Origin of the sequence: Agromyces sp. CF514, assembly GCF_900113185.1 — a bacterium.
In the GTDB taxonomy this organism is placed as follows: domain Bacteria; phylum Actinomycetota; class Actinomycetes; order Actinomycetales; family Microbacteriaceae; genus Agromyces.
Genome location: NZ_FOZD01000001.1, coordinates 2,841,163 through 2,861,451, shown reverse-complemented (window position 1 = coordinate 2,861,451; position 20,289 = coordinate 2,841,163). Strand labels below are relative to the sequence as shown.

Here is a 20,289-nt window from a genome sequence, read left to right as displayed (position 1 = left end):
ACACATTCCGAACCCGGAAGCTAAGACTCGCAGCGCCGATGGTACTGCAGGGGGGACCCTGTGGGAGAGTAGGACACCGCCGGACAACCATTACCGAAGAGCCGCCCACCACGTGGGCGGCTCTTCGCATTTAACACACCAACCGCTCAGAAGCAGCACAGTACGGTTGGATGACACCGAACTTCACAGATGACGGGAATATCGTGAGCGACACGAACGACGAAACCAACCGGGGAGAGGCGCGCAACCGCGCCCCCCGTGGCGAAGGGCGACCGCAGAGCAGCGGACGTGGCGCATCCGGTTCCCACCAGTCCCGACCGTACGGTGACCGTCAGCGGTCCGGCAGCTCCGGTCAGCGACCTTCGTACGAGAAGCGCGACGGCGACAAGCGTCCCTACGAGAAGCGCGACGGTGCGCCGCGATCGTACGGGGACCGCGACGGGAACAAGCGTCCGTACGAGAAGCGCGACGGAGAACGTCGGCCCTACGGTGACCGCCAGGGCGGCCAGAGTCCGTATGAGAAGCGTGAGGGCAATCAGCGTCCGTACGGCGACCGCGAGGGCAGCCAGCGTCCCTATGCCGACCGTGAGGGCAGCCAGCGTCCGTACGGCGACCGCCAGGGCCATCAGCGTCCGTATGAGAAGCGTGACGGTGCTCCGCGTTCGTACGGCGATCGCGACGGGAACAAGCGCCCGTATGAGAAGCGTGACGGTGCTCCGCGTTCGTACGGGGACCGCGATGGGAACAAGCGTCCCTACGAGAAGCGCGATGGCGACAAGCGACCGTACGAGAAGCGCGATGGCGACAAGCGACCGTACGAGAAGCGCGACGGTGCGCCGCGTTCGTACGGGGACCGCGACGGGAACAAGCGTCCCTACGAGAAGCGCGATGGTGCGCCGCGTTCGTATGGGGATCGCGATGGGAACAAGCGTCCCTACGAGAAGCGTGACGGTGAGCGTCGTCCGCACGAGAAGCGTGACGGCGACAAGCGTCCCTATGAGAAGCGCGATGGTGCGCCGCGTTCGTACGGTGATCGGGACGGGAACAAGCGTCCCTATGAGAAGCGCGATGGTGCGCCGCGTTCGTACGGGGACCGCGATGGGAACAAGCGTCCCTATGAGAAGCGCGATGGTGCGCCGCGTTCGTACGGCGATCGCGACGGGAACAAGCGTCCCTACGAGAAGCGCGACGGCGACGAGCGTCACTACGGCGACCGCGACGATCGTCGCGGGTCGGGTGCACCGCGCGAGGAGTACCGACGCGAGAGCGACGGAGCCTCGAGCCTGGCGATCCGTCCGCGTCACGACGATCCGTACATCCCCGAGGACATCGAACCCCGTCAGCTCGACAAGGGCGCTCGCGCCGAGCTCAAGACGCTGAGCAAGGAGAACGCGGACTGGGTCGCTCGACACCTCGTCGCGGCATCCCTGTACCTCGATGACGACCCCGAACTGGCGCACCAGCACGCGCTGTCGGCCGGCCGTCGTGCGGGCCGCGTCGCCGTCGTGCGTGAGACCCTCGCGATCACGGCGTACGCCACCGGCGACTTCGCCCTCGCGCTCCGCGAGCTGCGCACCTACCGCCGGATCTCGGGCAGCAACGACCAGTTGCCGCTCATGGTCGACAGCGAGCGCGGCGTCGGCCGTCCCGACCGCGCGCTCGAGGTGGGCCGTGCGGTGGATCGCTCCGAGCTTCCGGCAGCGGTGCAGGTCGGACTCGCGATCGCGATGTCCGGCGCGCGCCTCGACCTCGAGCAGCCCGAGCTGGCCCTGGCCGAGCTCGAGATCCCGCAGCTCGACCCCGATCGCGCATTCACCTACAGCCCGGCGCTGTTCTCCGCCTACGCGGAGGTCCTCGACGAGCTCGGACGGTCGACGGATGCCGCTGAGTGGCGCGCACGTGCGGCCCGCGCCGAGGACGCGCTCGGCGGCGCAGAGCTCGATCTCGTCGAGATCTACGAGGTCGAGCTGGAGTCAGCGGAGTTCGACGTGCCTGCAGGCGAGATCGAAGACGCCGACGAGGCATCCGACTCGGTCGATGTCGACGACGCCGATGCGGATGTCGAGGTCGAAGCTGAGGACGTCGTGGACGAGAAGGCTGATGAGACCGAAGTCGAGGCTGTCGACGAGGTGGAGGGCTCCGGCGACCCGGCCGACGTGCTCGAGGACGACGTGCGTGCCGTGCTCGCCGAGGGCGACGCCGACGACGAGGCCCAGGCCTGAGGGTGGGGCTGTTCCGCCAGAAGTCTGAGCTTCCCGCGCCGCTCGACGGTGCCGACGCGGTCTTCGCCGACCTCGACGGCGTCGTCTACGCAGGTGCCGGTGCGATCCCGCACGCCGTCGAGAGCCTGAACCTCGTCAAGGAGCGGATGCCCGTCGGATACATCACGAACAACGCGTCGCGAAGCGATGCATCCGTCGCCGCGCATCTCTCCGAACTCGGCCTGGCGGTGCAGCCGACGGATGTCGTGACCAGCCCGCAGGCGGCCATGCGCCTGCTCGAGGAGCAGGTCGCACCCGGTGCACTGGTGTTCGTCGTCGGCGGCGAGGGCATCGTCGTCGAGCTCGAGAAGCGCGGCTACCGCGTGACGCGTTCGGCGGATGACGCGCCGGACGCGCTCGTGCAGGGGTTCACGCCCGAGGTCGGCTGGAAGGAACTCGCCGAGGCGTCGTTCGCGCTCAACTCGAACGGCGGACCCGGGTCGGAGACGCCCGGGATCCCGTGGATCGCCACCAACACGGACTGGACGATCCCGGTCGCGCGGGGCATCGCACCCGGCAACGGCACGCTCGTCTCCGCGGTGCATACGGCCGTCGGTCGTCTGCCGCTCGTGGCCGGCAAGCCCGAGACGCCCATCTTCGACGAGGCGAAGCGCCGGTTCGATGCCGCGAGCCCGCTCATGATCGGCGATCGGCTCGACACCGACATCCTCGGGGCGAATCGGGCGGGCATGACCAGCGTGCTCGTTCTGACCGGCATCGACCGGGCGAAGCAGGTGCTCGCAGCGGACGCCTCGAGCCGTCCCGACTTCCTCGTCGGGGACCTGCGCGCACTCCACGAGCCGTACCCGGCGACGGAGGAGGTCCGCGGCGCGATCCGCGTGCGCGGCGCGCGCGTGCGGGTCGACGGCCGACGTGTCGTCATCGAGTCCGAGGGCGAGGACCGCCTCGACCTGCTGCGCGCGGCGTGCGCGGCGATCTGGCGGTCGGGTACGGCGATCCACGTGCTCGACGTGCCGCCGTCGCTGTACAGCTGACGCGCGGGTTCCCGCGGGCGTCGGCGGCCTCGGGTAGCGTGGTGGACGTGACGAGTGAAGACGAACAGGGCGCGCCGTCCGCAGAGACGCGCGACGCGCTCGAGGCGATCGAGTCGTTGCCGCTCGAGGAGCGTGCCGCGGGCTACCTCGCCCTCGCCGAACGGCTGCGCACCGAACTGGAGCACTCCGACCCGTCACGGCAGTCCGACTGACGCATGGCATCCCGACGTCTCGACGCCGCACTCGCCGACCGCGGGCTGGCCCGTTCGCGCACGCACGCGGCGACCCTGATCGCAGCCGGAGTGGTCACGATCGACGGCCGGCCCGTCGTGAAGCCCTCGACGAAGGTCGACGACGACCAGGTCGTCGAGGTCGCGGCATCCGATCACTACGTGTCGAGGGCTGCGCACAAGCTCATCGCCGCGCTCGACGGGTTCGACGTCGACCCGGCCGATCGAGTCGTGCTCGACGCCGGCGCGTCGACCGGCGGTTTCAGCCAGGTGCTGCTCGAGCGCGGCGCCCGAGTCGTGCTCGCGGTCGATGTCGGGCACGGCCAGCTCGCCGCCGAGCTCCTCGGCGCGCCCGGGCTCGTGCTCGTCGAAGGCTGCAACGTGCGAACACTCGATCGGGCGACGTTGGCGAGCCTCTCGGGCGTCGGCGAACCGCCGTCGCTCGTCACGGCCGATCTCTCGTTCATCTCGCTGACGACCGTGCTCCCGGCGCTCGTCGCGACCGCCGCCGACGACGCCGAATTCGTGCTACTCGTGAAGCCGCAGTTCGAGGTCGGTCGTGCGGGCGTGCGCGAGGGCATCGTGCACGACGCGGCGCTCCGGTCCGAAGCCGTCGCCGGGGTACTCTGGGCCGCGCACGATCTGGGCGTCGGCACCGCCGGGGTCTTGCCCTCCCCAATCGCCGGAACCCGCGGAAACCATGAGTACCTCGTGCACCTCACCGCCGCGCGCGGAACCAATCCGACAGAATGGTTGCCCGCCATTGAGCGGCTCACGGGTTCCGCCTAAAAACTAGAAATAGCGGGATGCCTCCAGGGATCAGGCTAGTGTCCCGTGCCCCGATTTGGGCATGAATTTGGGCATGAAGAAGCCCCCGGCGTCTCTCATCCCGAAGTATCCGCCGAGGGCACTTCGATTCTAATTGAGAATCGTTGTCACCAAGAGTTTTCCAATATGGCTTACTCTGGCCGGGACGTTCGGGATGCAATAGCTGAACATCTGGCGCAGGGCCAGTAGGGACCACCCTCAGGTGGGGGACGTTGAGAAATCCGCCCCTGCGCCAGAAAACAAAACGCCCCCAAATACGACCAAGCACGGGGAGCGTTTCAAGAAGGATCTCTAATGTCCAACGTAGTGGGCTTCGTCCTAGCCGCCCCGGCTCTCGAAGAGCTGACGACTTCTCGCTCAGGGGTGTCAAATAACGTACTCCACCCGGAGGGTGGTCCATCAGGATCGATACACGCGTGGGTGAGCACAGAGCGCTATCAAACACCCAAAGGCTTCAAGACTCGACGTGCGCCAGATCCGGCGAAGCCGGTGAATGTGCGATACGAGCACGGAAGGAAGATCCGAGAGGACTACACCTACCGGCTCAATCGCTACCTCTGTCGTGTCGGTCAGGATGTCCTGAACTACCAGTTCCATGTCGTCGGATCAGCTCTGCCTCCAACACTCGATGAGTTCACTCGAACGCTGCTCGAAGTACTGGAATCCAAGGCCCGGATTCAGGATGACTACACGAGGGCCACGAGCGGCAAAGACCCGCTGTCGATCTCGTACGCGACTGCCGAAAGGTTGAGTCGAAGCGCAGCGGAATACGTCTCGGAAATGTGGGATCCGGCGTTCTATTCGAAGGCAGCCGCACGGGGTCACTCCGGGGGCCTGAAGAGCCGCCGAGGGCCGAAGTACACCCCTTCCGACCTCGCACGCGTTGAAGGCCTCACGAAGGCGCAAGCAGCAGTGGAGCTGGGGTGCTCGGAAAGCACGATTGCCAGACTCCGGCGAGCCCCGCGCTCTCTCGATTGAGTAGCCGATTCTCGATTTCGCGATCCGGCGTAGAGACGCGATCTCAGAAGTTGAAATGACCCTCTGACCCGTTCTCGAAACGGATTTCGTGAACATTTCTCTCTTTGTACGACAGTAGTAAGAGAGCAGGAAACACGAGGGATTCAGCATGGGACGACCGAGCACAATCGAGAGCCACGAGCGGTTCAACGATATCTCCCACGCACTCGACCGTGGGGACACCCTCACCGAGGTAAGTAGCCGATTTGGTGTGTCCGTTCAAGCGCTCAGCCGGTGGAACATTTCTCGTAAGTCCCAGCTCGCCGCACAACTGGACGACGACGCACTAAACGTTCCGGATCTCCTGCAGCGTCTGACCGACGTAGCCGACGATGCCCGCCTTGCACGACGCGAGTCGAAGCACTTCACCCCTGCTGCACGTAGCCGTGCCATCGAAGCCGAGAGCCGGGTTCTCGCAGGGATTATTGACCGACTCGGGATCGACGATCTGACCATCTCGGACGCGCTCACGGTGAACGCGATGTTCACGCAGACAGTCGCGGCGTGGGTGCAGGCGGAACCAGAGCACTCCCGTTCGCTTGTGAGGCAGCTCCAACGACATGACCACGACCAGATCAGCGCGGCGGGAAACACCCTCGCCGCTCGACTTCCGGAGGAAAGACGATGACCCGTAACCTTGCCGATCTCATCGATTGGGACGCGATCAATAGAGAAGACCAGGCGGATGAACCGGGGTTCTCTCCTGGCAAGCTCGTGCCGGGAGACAGAATCCACTTCCTCGCGACAACAACGGTGGTTGTCCGCGACAGCTTCGCAGGCGGCGAACTGGTTGAGCGAGGCCAGACCGTGACCATCACTCAGGCGATTCTTGATTTGAACTCAGGGCGCGACGGGTTTTCATGGCTCGCACTTGTGGATGACGAGGAGGCACAGGAAGCCCGATGGGGCCACGTGCTGTTCCGTCGTGGCCCATGGCCGGAGGGGAAGCGCAAGACGATCCCCGGCACGCTAGAAGCGCTGTGGGAGGCCCAGGTCGCGCACGACGCGGCATCTCGTATCGCGGACGAGACAGAACGGGCCAAGGCGATGTCGGAGCTTCGAGCGGTCTACGGCGTGCGTTCGACGCAGACGAGCACGGAGTACCGAAGATGACCCCCACAGCCGCTGTAGTGGCTTCTGAGGCTCTAGCGAAGCCCGTTTCGACCGTCACTCTTCCCGAGGCGCTAGAAGCCGCCCTTGGTCTTCTCGAAAAGATCGACCGGCGCGAGGTGCGAGCGACGAAGGAGCAGCGAGCTGTCATCGCGGACGCGCTACACGTGATCTCAGAACTCGCGCTGTTGGACGCACTGTCCTCTTAGCAGCACAGAGCTTCCCCTTCGACTCCGGCTGATTTCGGAGGGGAAGGCCGGGGATCTTGTCCACGTGCGCAGCCGAGATCCCCGGGTCAACAACTTCACACAGACTCCGCAACGAGTTTCTTCTTCTTCCATTTACTCTTTGCGGCCCGTCTCAAGCTCAGAAACGCCTTCCATGCCCGGGGTGTGCTTGGTCGGGAACCGAAAGCCCTCGCGCTGTACCTGCCAAGTCCGCGAGGGCTTTCGTTGTTCTGTTTAACGTCCTACCTGTATCGGAGACTTCCAATGTGTGCGTGCCCGATATGGTGAGGCGTAGCTAGCGTTGAGAGAGGCATAGATGGCTCACATCAGGTCGTTCACCGTGGTCAACCTCGCAGGACGGGGCGGGCGGGTGCATCAAGTCTTGGATCGGCACGTCAATGTCTTTTGGGGATTGAACGGCACCGGGAAAACCACGTTGCTGAAGATCCTGGACGCCGCGTTGGCAAACGAAACGGACGGTCTGGAGACGCTGCCGTTTGATTCTGCTGAGGTGGTTTTCTACGCCGATCAATGGGACGCGTACATTAGGCGGACCTTCCAACAGGTCCACGCGACGGATGCTGACGACCTTGACGATGAGATTCTCTTTGAGCTTCTTGAATCACAAGAGATTGAGGTGCAGCGCGAGATGCGCGGCATCGCTCGCGAGAGCGGTGAGTGGGTAACCCAGATCATCAGGGGAGAACTGCCAGCGCGAGCACACGAGCAGTACTACTCGCACTCCTACTTGCCAATTTCACGGGTGGTCGATCCCCGAGGTCGTAACCGATACCGCGACCCATATCCGCCGAGTGCACAGGCGGTCGGACGGCCTTCCCCAGATCGCAGCTTCGTTCAGCAAGTCCGGCAGGTGTGGGGGAGTTATGTCGCCCGCAGCAATGCGCAGATTCGTGCCGTGCAACAGCAGGGCCTGGCTTCCGTGCTCGCGACGCTGTTCGGCGGTGCATCGGGTGCGGGTGTCGAACGTGCCGATGTGGTCGGCCCCGGCGAGGCTTACGAGGTCGTTACTCGATTCCTACGAGAGCAAGAGCTCGTTCTAAGGGTCGGGCGGGCCGACTTCCTCAAGCGATACGACGAGTCCGCCGAGAATCGGATGGTGGTATCCCAGATTCAGGAGGTCTACGAGCGCGTCGAAGCTATTCTTGCCCCGCAGCTTGAGCTGCAGGCCGTAATTGACGAGATGTATCTCGGCAACAAGCACCTCGTGCTAAGCCAACGCGCCGACGCTCTGCAAGTGATGCTCGCTGATAAGCAGATTCCGCTCGCATCCCTCTCATCGGGTGAAAAACAACTCTTGCAGGTCTTGCTGGCGGTTCTTGCTGTCGGTGGCTCTACCGTGATGATCGATGAGCCGGAGTTGTCCCTTCACGTGGACTGGCAGCAAAGGCTCGTCGCGTCAATGCGCAGGATCAATCCACGCGCTCAGCTCTTGCTTGCCACCCACTCTCCCGAGGTGATGGTGGACGTGCCGGAGGAGCATGTGTTCGAGCTATGAGCAAGTTGCGACAAGATGCCCGTGCCTTCAGGCAGCGGGTGAAAATGGGTCGCACCCGTCTTTGGGTGATCGTGGAGGGGGTGGGTCATGATCGAGCCTTCTATGACGACGTTGTTCATGCAGCCACACAACCAGCGGTGCCCAAGTACTCGATTCGGCTTGCAGAGAGCATTTCGTTGGATGGCGTCTCAGCGGGTGGGAAAGCCCATGCGCTTTCGCTTTACCAGTACTTCGAGAAATCAAACGCATTGGTCCAGGAAAATGCCGAAGTCCGGGTTGCTGTTTCGTTCTTCCTAGACCGCGACGACGACGAGTTCGCAGGGAGCCTGGTGAAGAACGACCATGTCGTCTATACGAAGCATTCGGACGTCGAGGCTGAAATCTTCGCGAATGGTGATGCGTTCCGCGCCGTCGGCAACGCCTTTGGCGTCGGACGCACACTGGTCGATCCAATTCGAGACGCTACGGGCAGTCCGCTCAACGCCCTGGCAGAGGTGTGGCGAGACTGGATTCGCCTGAGGCTGCTTGCGATTGCCTGTGGGGCCGTTCAAGGCAACCGATTCTCGCAAGGGTCAAAAATCAACGAACAGCAGTACGGCGTTCTTGATCAAGAGGCAGCTCAAGACCTTCTCGACGCGATGTCGCGAACAGTGGCGGACGGCAGTTGGGAAGCGCGAGTTGCCGACGTGGATGCGTACCTGGAGCAGGTGTACTCGCGTCAAACGGAGGCCACCCTTGTTCGGGGGAAATGGCTCGCCGGATACCTAAGGCACTTGTTGAAGACGGGACTACCCAAAGAACAATTGCCCGCCAATGTGACTGATCACGCCATCGTTGTTGCTTGCCTCGCCTCAATCGATTTTGGAGAGCCTTGGGTCGATCACTACCGCGAAGGAATCAGTCGAATCCTCACTTCGTGATCCTCCAGAGCGGAGTGGCCTCGAAGTTTGAAACAGAACATCCGCGTACGTAAACGATCATTTTCGGTCGCCGCTCTTGAGACCTCAGAAACGGCCTGAACTGGCGTCCAAAACCCGTGAACGAAATCTATTCACACAAACCTCCGTTTTCGTTACACTCGGAACATGACCACTCAGCGCATTTCCTATGGCCGCGTTTCGACCACCGACCAGAACCCGGACAGTCAGCGTGACGCACTCACCAAGGCTGGGTCGGATCAGACATTCATCGACTTCTACACAGGCACCAAGAGCAGCCGCCCGGAGTGGGACAAGGTGAAGACCATTCTTCGCAAGGGTGACACTCTGGTGATCACCCGACTGGATCGACTCGGGCGCAGCTCCAAGGATCTGCATGAGATCGCGGCATGGCTGGAGCAGCAGGGCGTAAATCTTGAAGTGACTGAGCAGAACATCGACACGAGCACGCCCGAGGGGCGTCTCTTCTTCTCGATTGTCGCCGCGTTCGCTCAGTTCGAACGGGATCTGATCGTTAGCCGCACTCGTGACGGTCTGGCAGCGGCTAAGGCCCGGGGTCGTGTCGGCGGTCGTAAGTCCAAGCTGACTCAGAAGGACAGGGACGGCATCCGCCACCTGTACAACGTCGGACAGATGAACGTGCAAGAACTCGCGGCAGCGTTCAAGGTCTCCCGTCCGACGATCTACCGGGCGTTGGAAGAGGCCTGAGGCCATGCGAGAGTCGGAACCGGAGTGGGTGCACGAAGTTGACTACGGCGCACCGGCATTCGGAGGCGTGATCGTCGGCTTAGCGCTCATCGTCTGAGCCATCGTGGTGGGAGCAGTGAAGCTCGTTCGCCGCAGGATTAGAATCAAGCCGCCTGGTAAGCCGCTCTCAGGATTCGGAGACGAGGTCTGCGGAATCGATCCACCTGGATAGGAGACTGAACGCTGCGAGCGCTTCAAGTGCTTCGGCTTCACGGATGTTGTGCTGGCTCGCATCGACGTGGTTGAGCGTGTTCCGAACGGCCGAGTACAGGCCCTTTCCGAACAGTGCGGCTCCGACGTGCATGTCCTTGAACAGATCAGGATTGGAATCGTCGCACAGCCGGAGCCTGGGCTTCCCCGCCTCTGGCACGCTTGTGCTGAATGCCTGTTCAAGCAGCTTGCTTTCGCCCAAGTCCCTCCGCCCCACCTTTTGCTGGAGCCGGGAGTTCACGTTGACCGCTGCGGCCCAGACCGCCGCGTCATGATTGCCGCTCTCCCAGTGTGGTTGAGCAGCATCCCAAACCCACGGGTGGAGTTGTTTGCCGGTGAAGCTGGGTGGAGGATCACCCATCCCCAGCTTGGCTCGCACACTGTCGCCCTCCTTCAGTTCCCAGAGCAGGCGTTCGGCCCAGTCCGCGTTCACCCATCGCGGTCGCCCGCCTTGAAGCACCACCTCGGCGATAGTGGCCACGGTGTGCTCACTCCGTCGAATCTCGTCATCTGTACCGCGTCGGCGGGTCTTCCTATTCGGTCTGACTTCCTCGGGTGGGAGCGGTACGCGCTCTAGGAGACGCAGATAGTTTTCGAGCTGCTCCACTGCCCACTCAACATCCATGTCGAGAGCGTATGGGCTGGGGAGGTCTCAACAACGACGAGACATGCGAAAGGGTGGGCCACCGATCACACCATCAGCAACCCACCCCGGGCGATCTCAGCGGCGATCTAGCGTGCCGCAGTCCTCGCAGTAGTACCCGGTTCCCAGCTCGGTACGAGACCAGACAGCAGGGGCAGGGCAGTTCGAACAGGTGATCTCATCCGGTACCGGAGAGATCGGGGAGTGGAACGGCACGTGAAGCTTGTCGGCTTCAAGGCCCGCGACCGCAATCAGCAGGTTGTCGCGGTCTTCAACGGGGTCACCCGGGAGTACAGTTCGGCTCTTTGAATTGCCGGATCCGGGACGAATATGTGCGAAACTTGGAATCAGAACGTTCTCCTCATCTGCCAGTGAACATGTGTTTTGTGGTGATTCGCAGTCTACTAGCGGTGGGCGACGTTCGGCCCGTGAGACAGCCCCCTCCATGTGAGGGGGCTTCTCTTTTGGGTGGCAGATGTCCAAGGTTGGACCGCGTTTGGATTCGTTCGGATTCGTTTGGATTCGGTTGGCAGCATTTCGATTCTGTTGAAAGAAATCTTCTCGACACGGCGTGTCGCCTGTGTTCTAGGGAGATGTGCGAGGCCCCTAGATCGCGAAAGAAGATTCTGCAAAGCAGTCAAACAAGAATTTGAAGACTCAAAGAAGAATCCAAGTCCTGTCGAACTGAAGCTGTGGAAACACTTGTGGCACGGAACTATCCACAGGTCTCCACTGGCCCAGCGAGCTATCAATCTAGATTGTTCGGATGCCCGACGAGCTAGCCTCACCCAACTGCCTGTCGTGCCTCATTCCGATGGCTCCTGTCGGCTCCGGCGAGCGCGTCAGATGGCTCTGTCCGGAGTGCCGTTCTATCCGCCTCTCCTAGGCCGTGTTGCTGAACAAGGTGTTTGGCAACACGGCCCTAAGCGGCTGTGGCTGCGGTGGGGGCATCGATGGCGTTGTGGGGTTGTCGGTTGAGCACCTTGGCGACGCTGGATGGTCTCGCGTTGCGCCTCCAGGCCGAGGCCAGATGCCGCCTGCTCATTGGTGGACACACGCAGGTATCCGATCATCGTGGTCATCTCTCGTCCTCGCTGTTTCGGTGGAAGGGACTCCTGAAGGTGTAGGTGACTCCGTGAACCGAGGCCCCTGACGGTGGTGACCTCTTTTATACGATTGCTCCAGTCCGCCGCATCCGCTCACCCATGGCCGCAGAGATTGCTGCATCTCGCTGGAGGTTGGTGTGTTGGTACCGCATCATGCTTCGCGGGTCGGTGTGACCGGCACGGGCCATGGTGTCTTTCTCGTTGGCACCGGCTCGAAGGTATTCGGTCAGCGACGTGTGCCGGAGATCGTGGACGTGTGCCCACTCCAGCCCTGCCGCTCCTCTCAGGGCATCCCACTTATCCCAGACCCAGCGACGCGAGAGCCGTCGTCCGAAGGAGTTCTGAAAGATCGGCACATCACCGATGGCGGGATTTTTCTTCAGATAGGTAGCAAGGGCTTCGGTCACGTCCGGTGAGAGAGTGATCTGTCGTCCTGCTCCGGTCTTCGTTCCCTCAGCCAGCACCATGCCACCCGGTTCCACCTTGAACTGCTGCTCAATGGTGACGGTTCCAGTCTTCGCATCGAAGTGCTTGCGGTTTAGTCCGGTGATCTCGCCCGTTCTCATCGCGCTGCCGACCATCACGAGTAGGAAAACTTTGAACTGCTCGTCAGCGAGGTCGTAGAGCGCGTAGAAGTCCTTCATCGTCAGCTCAGGGCGTGGCTTGCTAGCGTCCTTTCCAGCGCCCTTTACACGGCAGGGGGACTTCACCACGATTTCGTCATCGATGGCGTGCTTGAAGATCGAGCTGAGCACCATGTACGCGTTGCGTCGAGTCGGCGTCGCGGGCATCTTGCCCCACCACGCCTTCACGGAGGTGGCCCTGATGTTCTTCATCTGCATGTCGCCGAACGCCGGGTTCAGTCGAAGCCTGATGTGCGTCTCGAAGTTTCGCAGGCTTGACGGCGTGAGTTCCCCGCGTCGCGCTTCGAGAACCGTTGCCGCGTAGTCTCGGAACAGAATCTTTCCAACGTCTTCGTTTGTCCACACACCACGGGAGATATCTGCGATGGCCTTTGCGATGGCACCCTGTGCTTCCGACTTCAGCCTGTAGGTGCCAGCGCTCTTGCGGGTTCCATCCGGTGCTGTGTATCGCGCCTGCCACCTGCCGTTCGGCAGCTTCCGTGGTGTCTCCATGATTCCTCCTCTACGTCGGCTTCGAGGTGGTGCCTCTACTTGCCTCATACGGCGAAATTCGGGTCAAAAGCACATGCGGCCCAAACTGGTTGTTGGGCATGAATGGGCACGAACCGAAACTCCGGGAGGTGGATCCGCGCTATTGCTGGGATGCAGCGAAATCCGTATTCAGCCGACAGAATGGATGCGACAGGTCGAGCAGATGACGGGAGGCGAGACGCCGTGAACGACGCACGACACTTCCTCGTGGTCTCGCACACGGGTCGCCGCAACGCCCTCGAGGCGACCGGTGAGGTCTGCACGCAGCTGCTCGCGGCCGACGCGGTCCCGGTGATCCCCGACGACCAGTGGGAGGACGTGCACGACTTCGTCCCAGAACTGAACGGCCGCGTGGCGCGGCTCGAGTCGATCGACCCGGCGCTCATCGAGCTCGTGATCGTGCTCGGCGGCGACGGCACGATCCTGCGCGCGGCCGAACTCGTGCGCGAGCTCCCGGTCCCATTGCTCGGCGTGAACCTCGGGCACGTCGGGTTCCTCGCCGAGAGCGAACGCGACGACCTCGGGTACACCGTGCAGCGCGCGCTGGCGCGCGACTACGCGGTCGAGGAGCGCATGACGCTGTCGGTGCGAGCCAAGATCGACGACGAGACCGTGTTCGAGAGCTGGGCGTTGAACGAGGTCTCGGTCGAGAAGGCCGAGCGCGAGCGCCTGATCGAGGTCGTCATCGAGGTCGACCGCCGGCCGCTCTCGTCCTTCGGTTGCGACGGCGTCGTGATGTCGACGCCCACGGGGTCGACCGCCTACGCGTTCTCGGCGGGCGGTCCGGTCGTCTGGCCGGGCCTCGAGGCGTTGCTGCTGGTGCCGCTCAGCGCGCACGCGCTGTTCGCGCGACCGCTCGTGGTCGCAGCCGATTCCTCGCTCGCGGTCGAGGTGCTGCGCCGCACCGAGGCGTCGGCCGTCATCTGGTGCGACGGTCGCCGGACCTTCGACCTTCCGGCCGGTGCCCGAGTCGTCGTGCGGCGCTCGCCCGTGCCGGTGCGACTGGCGCGGCTGCACGAGGCGCCGTTCACCGACCGGCTCGTGAACAAGTTCCAACTCCCGGTGACGGGCTGGCGAGGACCGGTGGGCCATGATTGACGAACTCGGCATCCGCGACCTCGGCGTGATCGCCGAGGCGACGCTTCCGCTTGGCCCAGGCTTCACCGCCGTGACCGGCGAGACGGGTGCTGGCAAAACCATGGTCGTCACGGCGCTCGGGCTGCTGCTCGGCGCGCGCGCCGACGCCGGTGCGGTCCGTTCCGGGGCCAAGCAGGCCTGGGTCGAGGGCCGCTGGCTCGTCGACGACACCGGTGCCGTCGCCGAACGCGTCGCCGAGACCGGCGGCGAGATCGAGGCAGGCGAGCTGCTGCTCGGGCGGTCGGTTTCCGCAGAGGGGCGCAGTCGTGCGGTCGTCGGCGGCCGGAGCGCGCCCATCGGCGTGCTCACCGAACTCGGCGACGAACTCGTCGTGGTGCACGGGCAGGCCGACCAGCAGCGGTTGCGATCCGCCGTGGCCCAGCGCGATGCGCTCGACCGGTTCGCCGGCGCCGAACTGCAGGCCGCCCTCGCCGAGTACCGCGCCGCCTTCACCTCCTGGCATGCCGACGTCGCCGAGCTCGAGCGACTCACGCTCGCCAGAGACGACCGCCTCCGCGAGGCTCGGTCGCTCCGCGAGGCGCTCGACGAGATCGAGGCGGCAGACCCCCAGCCCGGCGAAGACGTCGAGCTCGCCGAACGAGCAGACCGGCTCTCGAACCTCGAAGACCTCCGTCTCGCGGCGTCGCAGGCGCACATGCTCGTCTCGGCCGACGAGATCGTCGACGACGCCCCAGACGCGGTGACGCTCGTCGACGGCGCCAAGCGGCACCTCGAGCGGGTCGTCGAGCACGATGCGACGCTCGCGCCGATCACCGAGGCGCTGCAGAGCGCGGCCTTCGTGCTCGCCGACGCGGCCGCCGAACTCGGCGCGTACCTCGCGAGCCTCGATGCCGACGGTGCACGAGAACTCGAGGTGGTGCAGGAGCGCAGGGCGCTGCTCATCTCGCTCATCCGCAGGCACGGCACGACGCTCGACGACGTGCTCGACTTCGGTCGAACGGGCGGGCTGCGGCTCGTCGAACTCGACGGCGACGACGAGCGCATCGAGCAGCTCGCGGCATCCGTCGACGAACGCGCCGTCACGGTCGACCGGCTCGCGAGCACCCTCACCGAGCTGCGCACCGACGCCGCCGGCCGGCTCGCCCATGCCGTCACGATCGAACTCGCGGCGCTGGCGATGCCCGACGCCCGCCTAACCGTTACCGTGGACTCCGAGCACGAACCCGCACTGCACGGACGCGATCATGTCGCGATCCTGCTGCAGCCGCACCCGGGCGCGGAGCCGAGATCGGTGTCGAAGGGCGCTTCGGGCGGCGAGCTCTCGCGGGTCATGCTCGCGATCGAAGTGGTCATCGCGGGCAACGACCCCGTGCCGACGTTCGTGTTCGACGAGGTCGATGCGGGTGTGGGCGGTGCCGCGGCCATCGAGATCGGACGGCGGCTCGCCCGGCTCTCCGATCGGTCGCAGGTGATCGTGGTCACCCACCTCGCTCAGGTCGCGGCGTTCGCCACGAATCACCTGAGCGTGGTCAAGGGCACCGACGGTCGCGTGACCGAGTCCAGCGTGCGGCGACTCGAGGGCGCTGATCGCGAGGCCGAGATGGCTCGACTGCTCTCGGGTCTCGCCGAATCCGAGAGCGGGCTGGCGCACGCCCGCGAGCTGCTCGGACTCGCGGCCGAACGGGCGACGGCGGGCTGAACCGAGGCCGAGGCAGGGTGGGAGAAGTCCGGCGGGAATCCGCCGGGCGAACGACGAAGGGGGAGCTCGTGCAGGGTGTCGGGGAGAGTTCGCAGAAACGTGGCTTAGACTATAAGCCCGTGGTGGAAGATCGCGGACAGGCGCAGAGCGCAGACAATTCAGACCCTCAGTCGACCAACGACGTGACCAAGCACATCTTCGTGACCGGTGGCGTCGTTTCCTCGTTGGGCAAGGGCCTCACGGCGGCCAGCCTCGGCAACCTGCTCACGGCGCGCGGGCTGCGCGTCGTCATGCAGAAACTCGATCCGTACCTCAACGTGGATCCCGGAACGATGAACCCGTTCCAGCACGGCGAGGTCTTCGTCACCGACGACGGCGCCGAGACCGACCTCGACATCGGGCACTACGAGCGGTTCCTCGACATCGACCTGAGCCAGGCGGCCAACGTCACGACCGGCCAGATCTACTCGACGGTCATCGCCAAGGAGCGTCGCGGCGAGTACCTCGGCGACACGGTGCAGGTGATCCCGCACATCACCGACGAGATCAAGCGACGCATGCGCCTCCAGTCGACCGAGTCGCCCAAGCCCGACGTCATCATCACCGAGATCGGCGGCACGGTCGGCGACATCGAGTCGCAGCCGTTCATCGAGTCCGCGCGCCAGGTGCGCCACGAGCTCGGCCGCAAGAACGTGTTCTTCGTGCACGTCTCGCTCGTGCCCTTCATGGGCGCCTCGGGCGAGCAGAAGACCAAGCCCACGCAGCACTCCGTCGCGACCCTGCGTTCGATCGGCATCCAGCCCGATGCGCTGGTGCTCCGCAGCGACCGCCCCGTCACCGAGGCGAACAAGCGCAAGATCGCGCTCATGTGCGACGTCGACGAGGGCGCCGTCGTGAACGCGGTCGACGTGCCGTCGATCTACGACATCCCCACGATGCTGAACGACCAGGGTCTCGACGCGTACATCATCGACACGCTCGGCCTCGGGGCGAAGGCCGGCGAGGTCGACTGGTCGGGCTGGAGCGGTCTGCTCGACGTAGTGCACGACCCCAAGCACGAGGTCACGATCGGGCTCGTCGGCAAGTACATCGACCTGCCCGACGCGTACCTGTCGGTCACCGAGGCGCTGCGGGCCGGCGGCTTCGCGAACGACGCCAAGGTCAAGATCGAGTGGATCCCGTCCGACGAGTGCCGCACGCCCGAGGGCGCGAAGAAGCACCTGTCGCACCTCGACGGCATCTGCGTGCCGGGCGGCTTCGGCGTTCGCGGCATCGAGGGCAAGCTCGGCGCGCTGCGCTACGCCCGCGAGAACGGCATCCCGACGCTCGGCCTCTGCCTCGGCCTGCAGTGCATGGTCATCGAGTACTCGCGCAACGTCGCGGGCCTCGAGGGGGCCTCGTCGAGCGAGTTCGACCCCGACACCGAGTTCCCGGTCATCGCGACCATGGAGGAGCAGGTCGAGATCATCGCCGGCGGCGACCTGGGCGGCACCATGCGCCTCGGGCTCTACCCGGCCGCCCTCGCCGAGGGGTCGATCGCCGCAGAGGTGTACGGCTCGACGCTCGTCTCCGAGCGCCACCGTCACCGCTACGAGGTCAACAACTCCTACCGCGACCGCATCGCCGAGGCGGGACTCGTGTTCTCGGGCACCTCGCCCGACCGGCACCTCGTCGAGTTCGTCGAGCTGCCGCGCGACGTGCACCCGTACTACATCGCGACGCAGGCGCACCCCGAGCTGCGCAGCCGCCCGAACAACGCGCACCCGCTGTTCCGCGGGCTCGTCGCGGCCTCACTCGACCGACAGAAGGCCAGCCTGCTCTTCGACGACGCGAATGCCTGAAGCCCTCGCGGGTGACCGCGAAGCCGAGCCGCTCGCCGATGAACGGGTGCTGGTGCCCGTCACGGCGAGCGAGCTCGTCTTCGAGGGGCACGTCTGGGACGTTCGTCGTGAGACGTTCGACCTCGGCGACGGGCCGATCGTGCGCGACTTCATGGACCACCCTGGGGCGGTCGCCGTACTCGCGCTCGACGACGACGACCGGGTGTTCCTGATCCGCCAGTACCGGCACCCGGTACGGCTGCGCGAGTGGGAGATTCCGGCGGGCCTGCTCGACGTGTCCGGGGAGGACCCGCTGGCGGCGGCGAAGCGCGAGCTGGCCGAGGAGGGCGACCTCGAGGCATCCGAATGGTCGGTGCTCTCGGACTTCCTCACCACGCCGGGCGGCAGCGACGAGGCGCTGCGCATCTACCTCGCACGAGGAGTTCGGCCCACGGCGCAGCCGTACGCGCGCGAAGACGAAGAGGCGCACATCGAGACGCGGTGGGTGCCGCTCGACGAGTGCGTCGACGCCGTCCTGGCCAGACGCGTGCAGAACCCTTCGCTCGTCATCGGCGTGCTCGCGGCCGACGCCTCGCGTTCGCGGGAGTGGCGGAGTCTCGGCGAGGCGGATGCCGCGTGGCCGACGAGGTCGACCCCGCGCGGCACCGCGGCCCACCGATCCGCAGTCGGCAGCGGGTCATCCGGCGGCAGCCGACCGCACGACGCGACGGCCGAAGGCGCCGCCGGAGCATGAGCGCAGAGCGGTGACCGCAAAGACGGAGGTCGACGCCTACCTCAGGCACCTCACGGTCGAGCGTGGCCTCGCCCGCAACACGATCAGCTCGTACCGTCGCGACCTCGCGATCTACACGGGGTGGCTCGGCGAGCGCGGATTCGACGGTCCGGGCGCGGTCGCGGAGCAGGACCTGTCGGACTTCATCCGCCATCTCGGCGCCGAGCGCACGCCGACGCTCGCCCCGTCGTCCATCGCGCGCGTGCTGTCCGCGGTCCGTGGCCTGCACCGCTTCCTGGCAGACGAGGGCACGCTGCCGGCCGACGTCTCGCGCGAGCTGCGTCCGCCGAAGCTGCCCATGCGCCTGCCCAAGGCGATCTCGGTCGCCGATGTCGAGGCCCTCATCGCGGCGGCCGCGGGCGAGGAGGCCGACCGGTTGCGCGATGCCGCGCTGCTCGAGGTGCTCTACGGCACGGGCGCGCGCGTGTCGGAGGCGATCGGCCTGAACGTCGACGACCTCGTCGACGACGAGGTGATCCGCCTGTTCGGCAAGGGCGGCAAGCAGCGAATCGTGCCGCTCGGCTCGTATGCGCGACGCGCGGTCGACGCGTACCTCGTGCGCGCGCGGCCGCTGCTGTCGGTGCGGGGCACGGCGACCCCGGCGCTGTTCCTCGGCATGCGAGGGCGGCGGATGTCGCGACAGGCCGCGTGGGAGGCGATCCACGGTGCGGCCGAACGGGCGGGGCTCGCGGCATCCGTCTCACCGCATACGCTGCGTCACTCGTTCGCGACGCACCTGCTCGAGGGGGGCGCCGATGTCCGCGTCGTGCAGGAGTTGCTCGGACACTCGTCGGTCGCGACCACGCAGATCTACACGCTCGTCACAGCCGACACACTCCGGGAGATGTACACGTCGGCCCACCCGCGTGCTCGCTAGAATCGACCAAGCAACTCGCACGACGAGGGGCCGGCAGGCCGGAGGAGAGACCACACGTGACCCAGCAGACGCACGAGGCGGCGAACGCCATCGGTTCGCTGGAAACGGAACTCGGTCCCACGGGGCGCCCCCATCGCGAGTTCCCCGAGCCGAAGCCCCTGCGATCGCACGGGCCCGCCCGCATCATCGCGCTCTGCAACCAGAAGGGCGGGGTCGGCAAGACCACGACCACGATCAACCTCGGCGCGACGCTCGCCGAGTACGGCCGCCGCGTGCTCGCGATCGACTTCGACCCGCAGGGCGCGCTCTCGGCCGGTCTCGGCGTGCAGACGCATGAGGTGCCGACGATCTACGACCTGCTGCTCTCGCGGGCGATCGACCCGAACGACGCGATCCAGAACACCAGCGTCGACGGCCTCGACGTGATCCCCGGCAACATCGACCTGTCGGCCGCTGAGATCAACCTCGTCAACGAGGTCGCGCGCGAGCAGATCCTCGCGGGCGTGCTTCGCAGGGTGTCGGCCGACTACGACGTGATCCTCATCGACTGCCAGCCCTCGCTCGGGTTGCTCACCGTCAACGCGCTGACGGCCGCGCACGGCGTCGTGATCCCGCTCGAGTGCGAGTTCTTCGCGCTGCGCGGCGTCGCCCTGCTCATCGAGACCATCGACAAGGTGCGCGACCGCCTGAACCCGGCGATCACGCTCGACGGCATCCTCGCGACCATGTACGACTCGCGCACGCTGCACTCGCGCGAGGTGCTCGAGCGCGTCGTCGACGCGTTCGGCGACGACGTGCTCGAGACCGTGATCACGCGCACGGTGAAGTTCCCTGACGCGACGGTCGCGGCGACGCCGATCACGCAGTTCGCGCCCGAGCACCAGGCGTCGAAGTCGTACCGGCAGCTCGCGAGGGAGCTGGTCTTCCGTGGCGCGGTCGCCTGAGGCCGTTCCGGTCTCGGGGGAGCAGACGCCGGCGGGCGGCACCGAGCCGTCGAGC

20 protein-coding genes and 1 rRNA gene are annotated in these 20,289 nt (G+C 65.3%); 18 read left to right on the top strand and 3 right to left on the bottom strand.

From position 1 onward, the window contains the following. Window positions 1-85: ribosomal RNA gene (gene rrf, locus BM342_RS12885) — 5S ribosomal RNA — on the top strand; the annotation flags it as partial. A gap of 61 nt (window positions 86-146) precedes the next feature. Here the strand turns inward: rrf and BM342_RS19955 are convergent. Next, a complete protein-coding gene (locus BM342_RS19955) occupies window positions 147-1,466 on the bottom strand; it encodes a hypothetical protein (RefSeq protein WP_177232161.1) in 1,320 nt (439 codons plus the stop codon). A 39-nt stretch (window positions 1,467-1,505) separates the two neighbouring features. Between BM342_RS19955 and BM342_RS19950 the strand changes: the two genes are divergently transcribed. The 11 genes from BM342_RS19950 to BM342_RS12850 all read left to right on the top strand — a co-directional run bounded on the left by BM342_RS19950 (window position 1,506) and on the right by BM342_RS12850 (window position 9,830). Next, window positions 1,506-2,222, top strand: a complete 717-nt coding sequence (locus tag BM342_RS19950; RefSeq protein ID WP_177232160.1) for a hypothetical protein — start codon at window positions 1,506-1,508, stop codon at window positions 2,220-2,222. A 2-nt stretch (window positions 2,223-2,224) separates the two neighbouring features. Continuing rightward, complete coding sequence (locus tag BM342_RS12875; protein WP_092966293.1) at window positions 2,225-3,256, top strand: HAD-IIA family hydrolase; 1,032 nt, start codon at window positions 2,225-2,227, stop codon at window positions 3,254-3,256. A 47-nt stretch (window positions 3,257-3,303) separates the two neighbouring features. Beyond that, the gene (locus BM342_RS19945) at window positions 3,304-3,468 is read left to right on the top strand and encodes a hypothetical protein (RefSeq protein WP_177232159.1); all 165 of its coding nucleotides are present in this window, start codon (window positions 3,304-3,306) and stop codon (window positions 3,466-3,468) included. A gap of 3 nt (window positions 3,469-3,471) precedes the next feature. Further along, window positions 3,472-4,275 carry a TlyA family RNA methyltransferase gene (locus BM342_RS12870; protein WP_092966291.1) on the top strand — a complete coding sequence of 268 codons (804 nt, stop codon included), beginning with the start codon at window positions 3,472-3,474 and terminating at the stop codon, window positions 4,273-4,275. A gap of 333 nt (window positions 4,276-4,608) precedes the next feature. After that, window positions 4,609-5,292, top strand: coding sequence for an RNA polymerase sigma factor sigma-70 region 4 domain-containing protein (locus BM342_RS19615; protein ID WP_143109867.1), 684 nt, complete (start codon window positions 4,609-4,611; stop codon window positions 5,290-5,292). Between the two features lie 148 nt (window positions 5,293-5,440). Then, a complete protein-coding gene (locus tag BM342_RS12865; protein WP_092966290.1) occupies window positions 5,441-5,959 on the top strand; it encodes a LysM peptidoglycan-binding domain-containing protein in 519 nt (172 codons plus the stop codon). Further along, the gene (locus tag BM342_RS12860) at window positions 5,956-6,444 is read left to right on the top strand and encodes a hypothetical protein (protein ID WP_092966288.1); all 489 of its coding nucleotides are present in this window, start codon (window positions 5,956-5,958) and stop codon (window positions 6,442-6,444) included. Before BM342_RS12865 ends, BM342_RS12860 begins: the two co-directional genes overlap by 4 nt. Further along, complete coding sequence (locus BM342_RS19610) at window positions 6,441-6,650, top strand: hypothetical protein (RefSeq protein WP_143109866.1); 210 nt, start codon at window positions 6,441-6,443, stop codon at window positions 6,648-6,650. The genes BM342_RS12860 and BM342_RS19610 overlap by 4 nt, the downstream gene beginning before the upstream one ends. Before the next feature lie 334 nt (window positions 6,651-6,984). Further along, window positions 6,985-8,184: an AAA family ATPase gene (locus tag BM342_RS12855; protein WP_092966286.1), complete on the top strand. Its 1,200-nt coding sequence runs from the start codon at window positions 6,985-6,987 to the stop codon at window positions 8,182-8,184. Beyond that, complete coding sequence (locus tag BM342_RS19605; RefSeq protein ID WP_143109865.1) at window positions 8,181-9,104, top strand: hypothetical protein; 924 nt, start codon at window positions 8,181-8,183, stop codon at window positions 9,102-9,104. The genes BM342_RS12855 and BM342_RS19605 overlap by 4 nt, the downstream gene beginning before the upstream one ends. A 165-nt stretch (window positions 9,105-9,269) precedes the next feature. Continuing rightward, window positions 9,270-9,830, top strand: coding sequence for a recombinase family protein (locus tag BM342_RS12850; protein ID WP_092966284.1), 561 nt, complete (start codon window positions 9,270-9,272; stop codon window positions 9,828-9,830). Between the two features lie 166 nt (window positions 9,831-9,996). Here the strand turns inward: BM342_RS12850 and BM342_RS12845 are convergent, their stop codons facing one another. Both BM342_RS12845 and BM342_RS12835 read right to left on the bottom strand, forming a co-directional pair. Next, complete coding sequence (locus BM342_RS12845; protein ID WP_092966282.1) at window positions 9,997-10,704, bottom strand: TIGR02391 family protein; 708 nt, start codon at window positions 10,702-10,704, stop codon at window positions 9,997-9,999. Between the two features lie 1,186 nt (window positions 10,705-11,890). Further along, complete coding sequence (locus tag BM342_RS12835; protein WP_177232158.1) at window positions 11,891-12,964, bottom strand: tyrosine-type recombinase/integrase; 1,074 nt, start codon at window positions 12,962-12,964, stop codon at window positions 11,891-11,893. A gap of 180 nt (window positions 12,965-13,144) precedes the next feature. Between BM342_RS12835 and BM342_RS12830 the strand changes: the two genes are divergently transcribed. From BM342_RS12830 to BM342_RS12805, 6 genes are all read left to right on the top strand, one after another. Further along, entirely contained in the window at window positions 13,145-14,101 is a 957-nt protein-coding gene (locus BM342_RS12830; RefSeq protein WP_092966277.1) for an NAD kinase, read from the top strand. Next, on the top strand, window positions 14,094-15,800 hold the full coding sequence (gene recN / locus BM342_RS12825) for a DNA repair protein RecN (protein ID WP_092966275.1): 1,707 nt from the start codon (window positions 14,094-14,096) through the stop codon (window positions 15,798-15,800). Before BM342_RS12830 ends, recN begins: the two co-directional genes overlap by 8 nt. 182 nt (window positions 15,801-15,982) lie before the next feature. Continuing rightward, window positions 15,983-17,641 (top strand): CTP synthase, encoded by a 1,659-nt coding sequence (locus BM342_RS12820; RefSeq protein WP_177232157.1) that lies wholly within the window; start codon window positions 15,983-15,985, stop codon window positions 17,639-17,641. Then, entirely contained in the window at window positions 17,634-18,374 is a 741-nt protein-coding gene (locus BM342_RS12815) for an NUDIX domain-containing protein (protein ID WP_092966271.1), read from the top strand. Before BM342_RS12820 ends, BM342_RS12815 begins: the two co-directional genes overlap by 8 nt. 10 nt (window positions 18,375-18,384) lie before the next feature. Further along, window positions 18,385-19,290, top strand: a complete 906-nt coding sequence (gene xerD, locus BM342_RS12810; protein ID WP_177231992.1) for a site-specific tyrosine recombinase XerD — start codon at window positions 18,385-18,387, stop codon at window positions 19,288-19,290. Window positions 19,291-19,346: 56 nt separating this feature from the next. Then, entirely contained in the window at window positions 19,347-20,234 is an 888-nt protein-coding gene (locus BM342_RS12805) for a ParA family protein (RefSeq protein ID WP_092966267.1), read from the top strand. Window positions 20,235-20,289: the final 55 nt, after the last annotated feature.

Coding starts and splice junctions, on each gene's coding strand:
- BM342_RS19610 (WP_143109866.1), top strand. CDS start 6,441: ATGACCCCCACAGCCGCTGTAGTGGCTTCTGAGGCTCTAGCGAAGCCC.
- BM342_RS12855 (WP_092966286.1), top strand. CDS start 6,985: ATGGCTCACATCAGGTCGTTCACCGTGGTCAACCTCGCAGGACGGGGC.
- BM342_RS12830 (WP_092966277.1), top strand. CDS start 13,145: ATGGATGCGACAGGTCGAGCAGATGACGGGAGGCGAGACGCCGTGAAC.
- BM342_RS12865 (WP_092966290.1), top strand. CDS start 5,441: ATGGGACGACCGAGCACAATCGAGAGCCACGAGCGGTTCAACGATATC.
- BM342_RS12815 (WP_092966271.1), top strand. CDS start 17,634: ATGCCTGAAGCCCTCGCGGGTGACCGCGAAGCCGAGCCGCTCGCCGAT.
- BM342_RS19615 (WP_143109867.1), top strand. CDS start 4,609: ATGTCCAACGTAGTGGGCTTCGTCCTAGCCGCCCCGGCTCTCGAAGAG.
- recN (WP_092966275.1), top strand. CDS start 14,094: ATGATTGACGAACTCGGCATCCGCGACCTCGGCGTGATCGCCGAGGCG.
- BM342_RS12845 (WP_092966282.1), bottom strand. CDS start 10,704: ATGGATGTTGAGTGGGCAGTGGAGCAGCTCGAAAACTATCTGCGTCTC.
- BM342_RS12835 (WP_177232158.1), bottom strand. CDS start 12,964: ATGGAGACACCACGGAAGCTGCCGAACGGCAGGTGGCAGGCGCGATAC.
- BM342_RS12860 (WP_092966288.1), top strand. CDS start 5,956: ATGACCCGTAACCTTGCCGATCTCATCGATTGGGACGCGATCAATAGA.
- BM342_RS12870 (WP_092966291.1), top strand. CDS start 3,472: ATGGCATCCCGACGTCTCGACGCCGCACTCGCCGACCGCGGGCTGGCC.
- BM342_RS19605 (WP_143109865.1), top strand. CDS start 8,181: ATGAGCAAGTTGCGACAAGATGCCCGTGCCTTCAGGCAGCGGGTGAAA.
- BM342_RS12850 (WP_092966284.1), top strand. CDS start 9,270: ATGACCACTCAGCGCATTTCCTATGGCCGCGTTTCGACCACCGACCAG.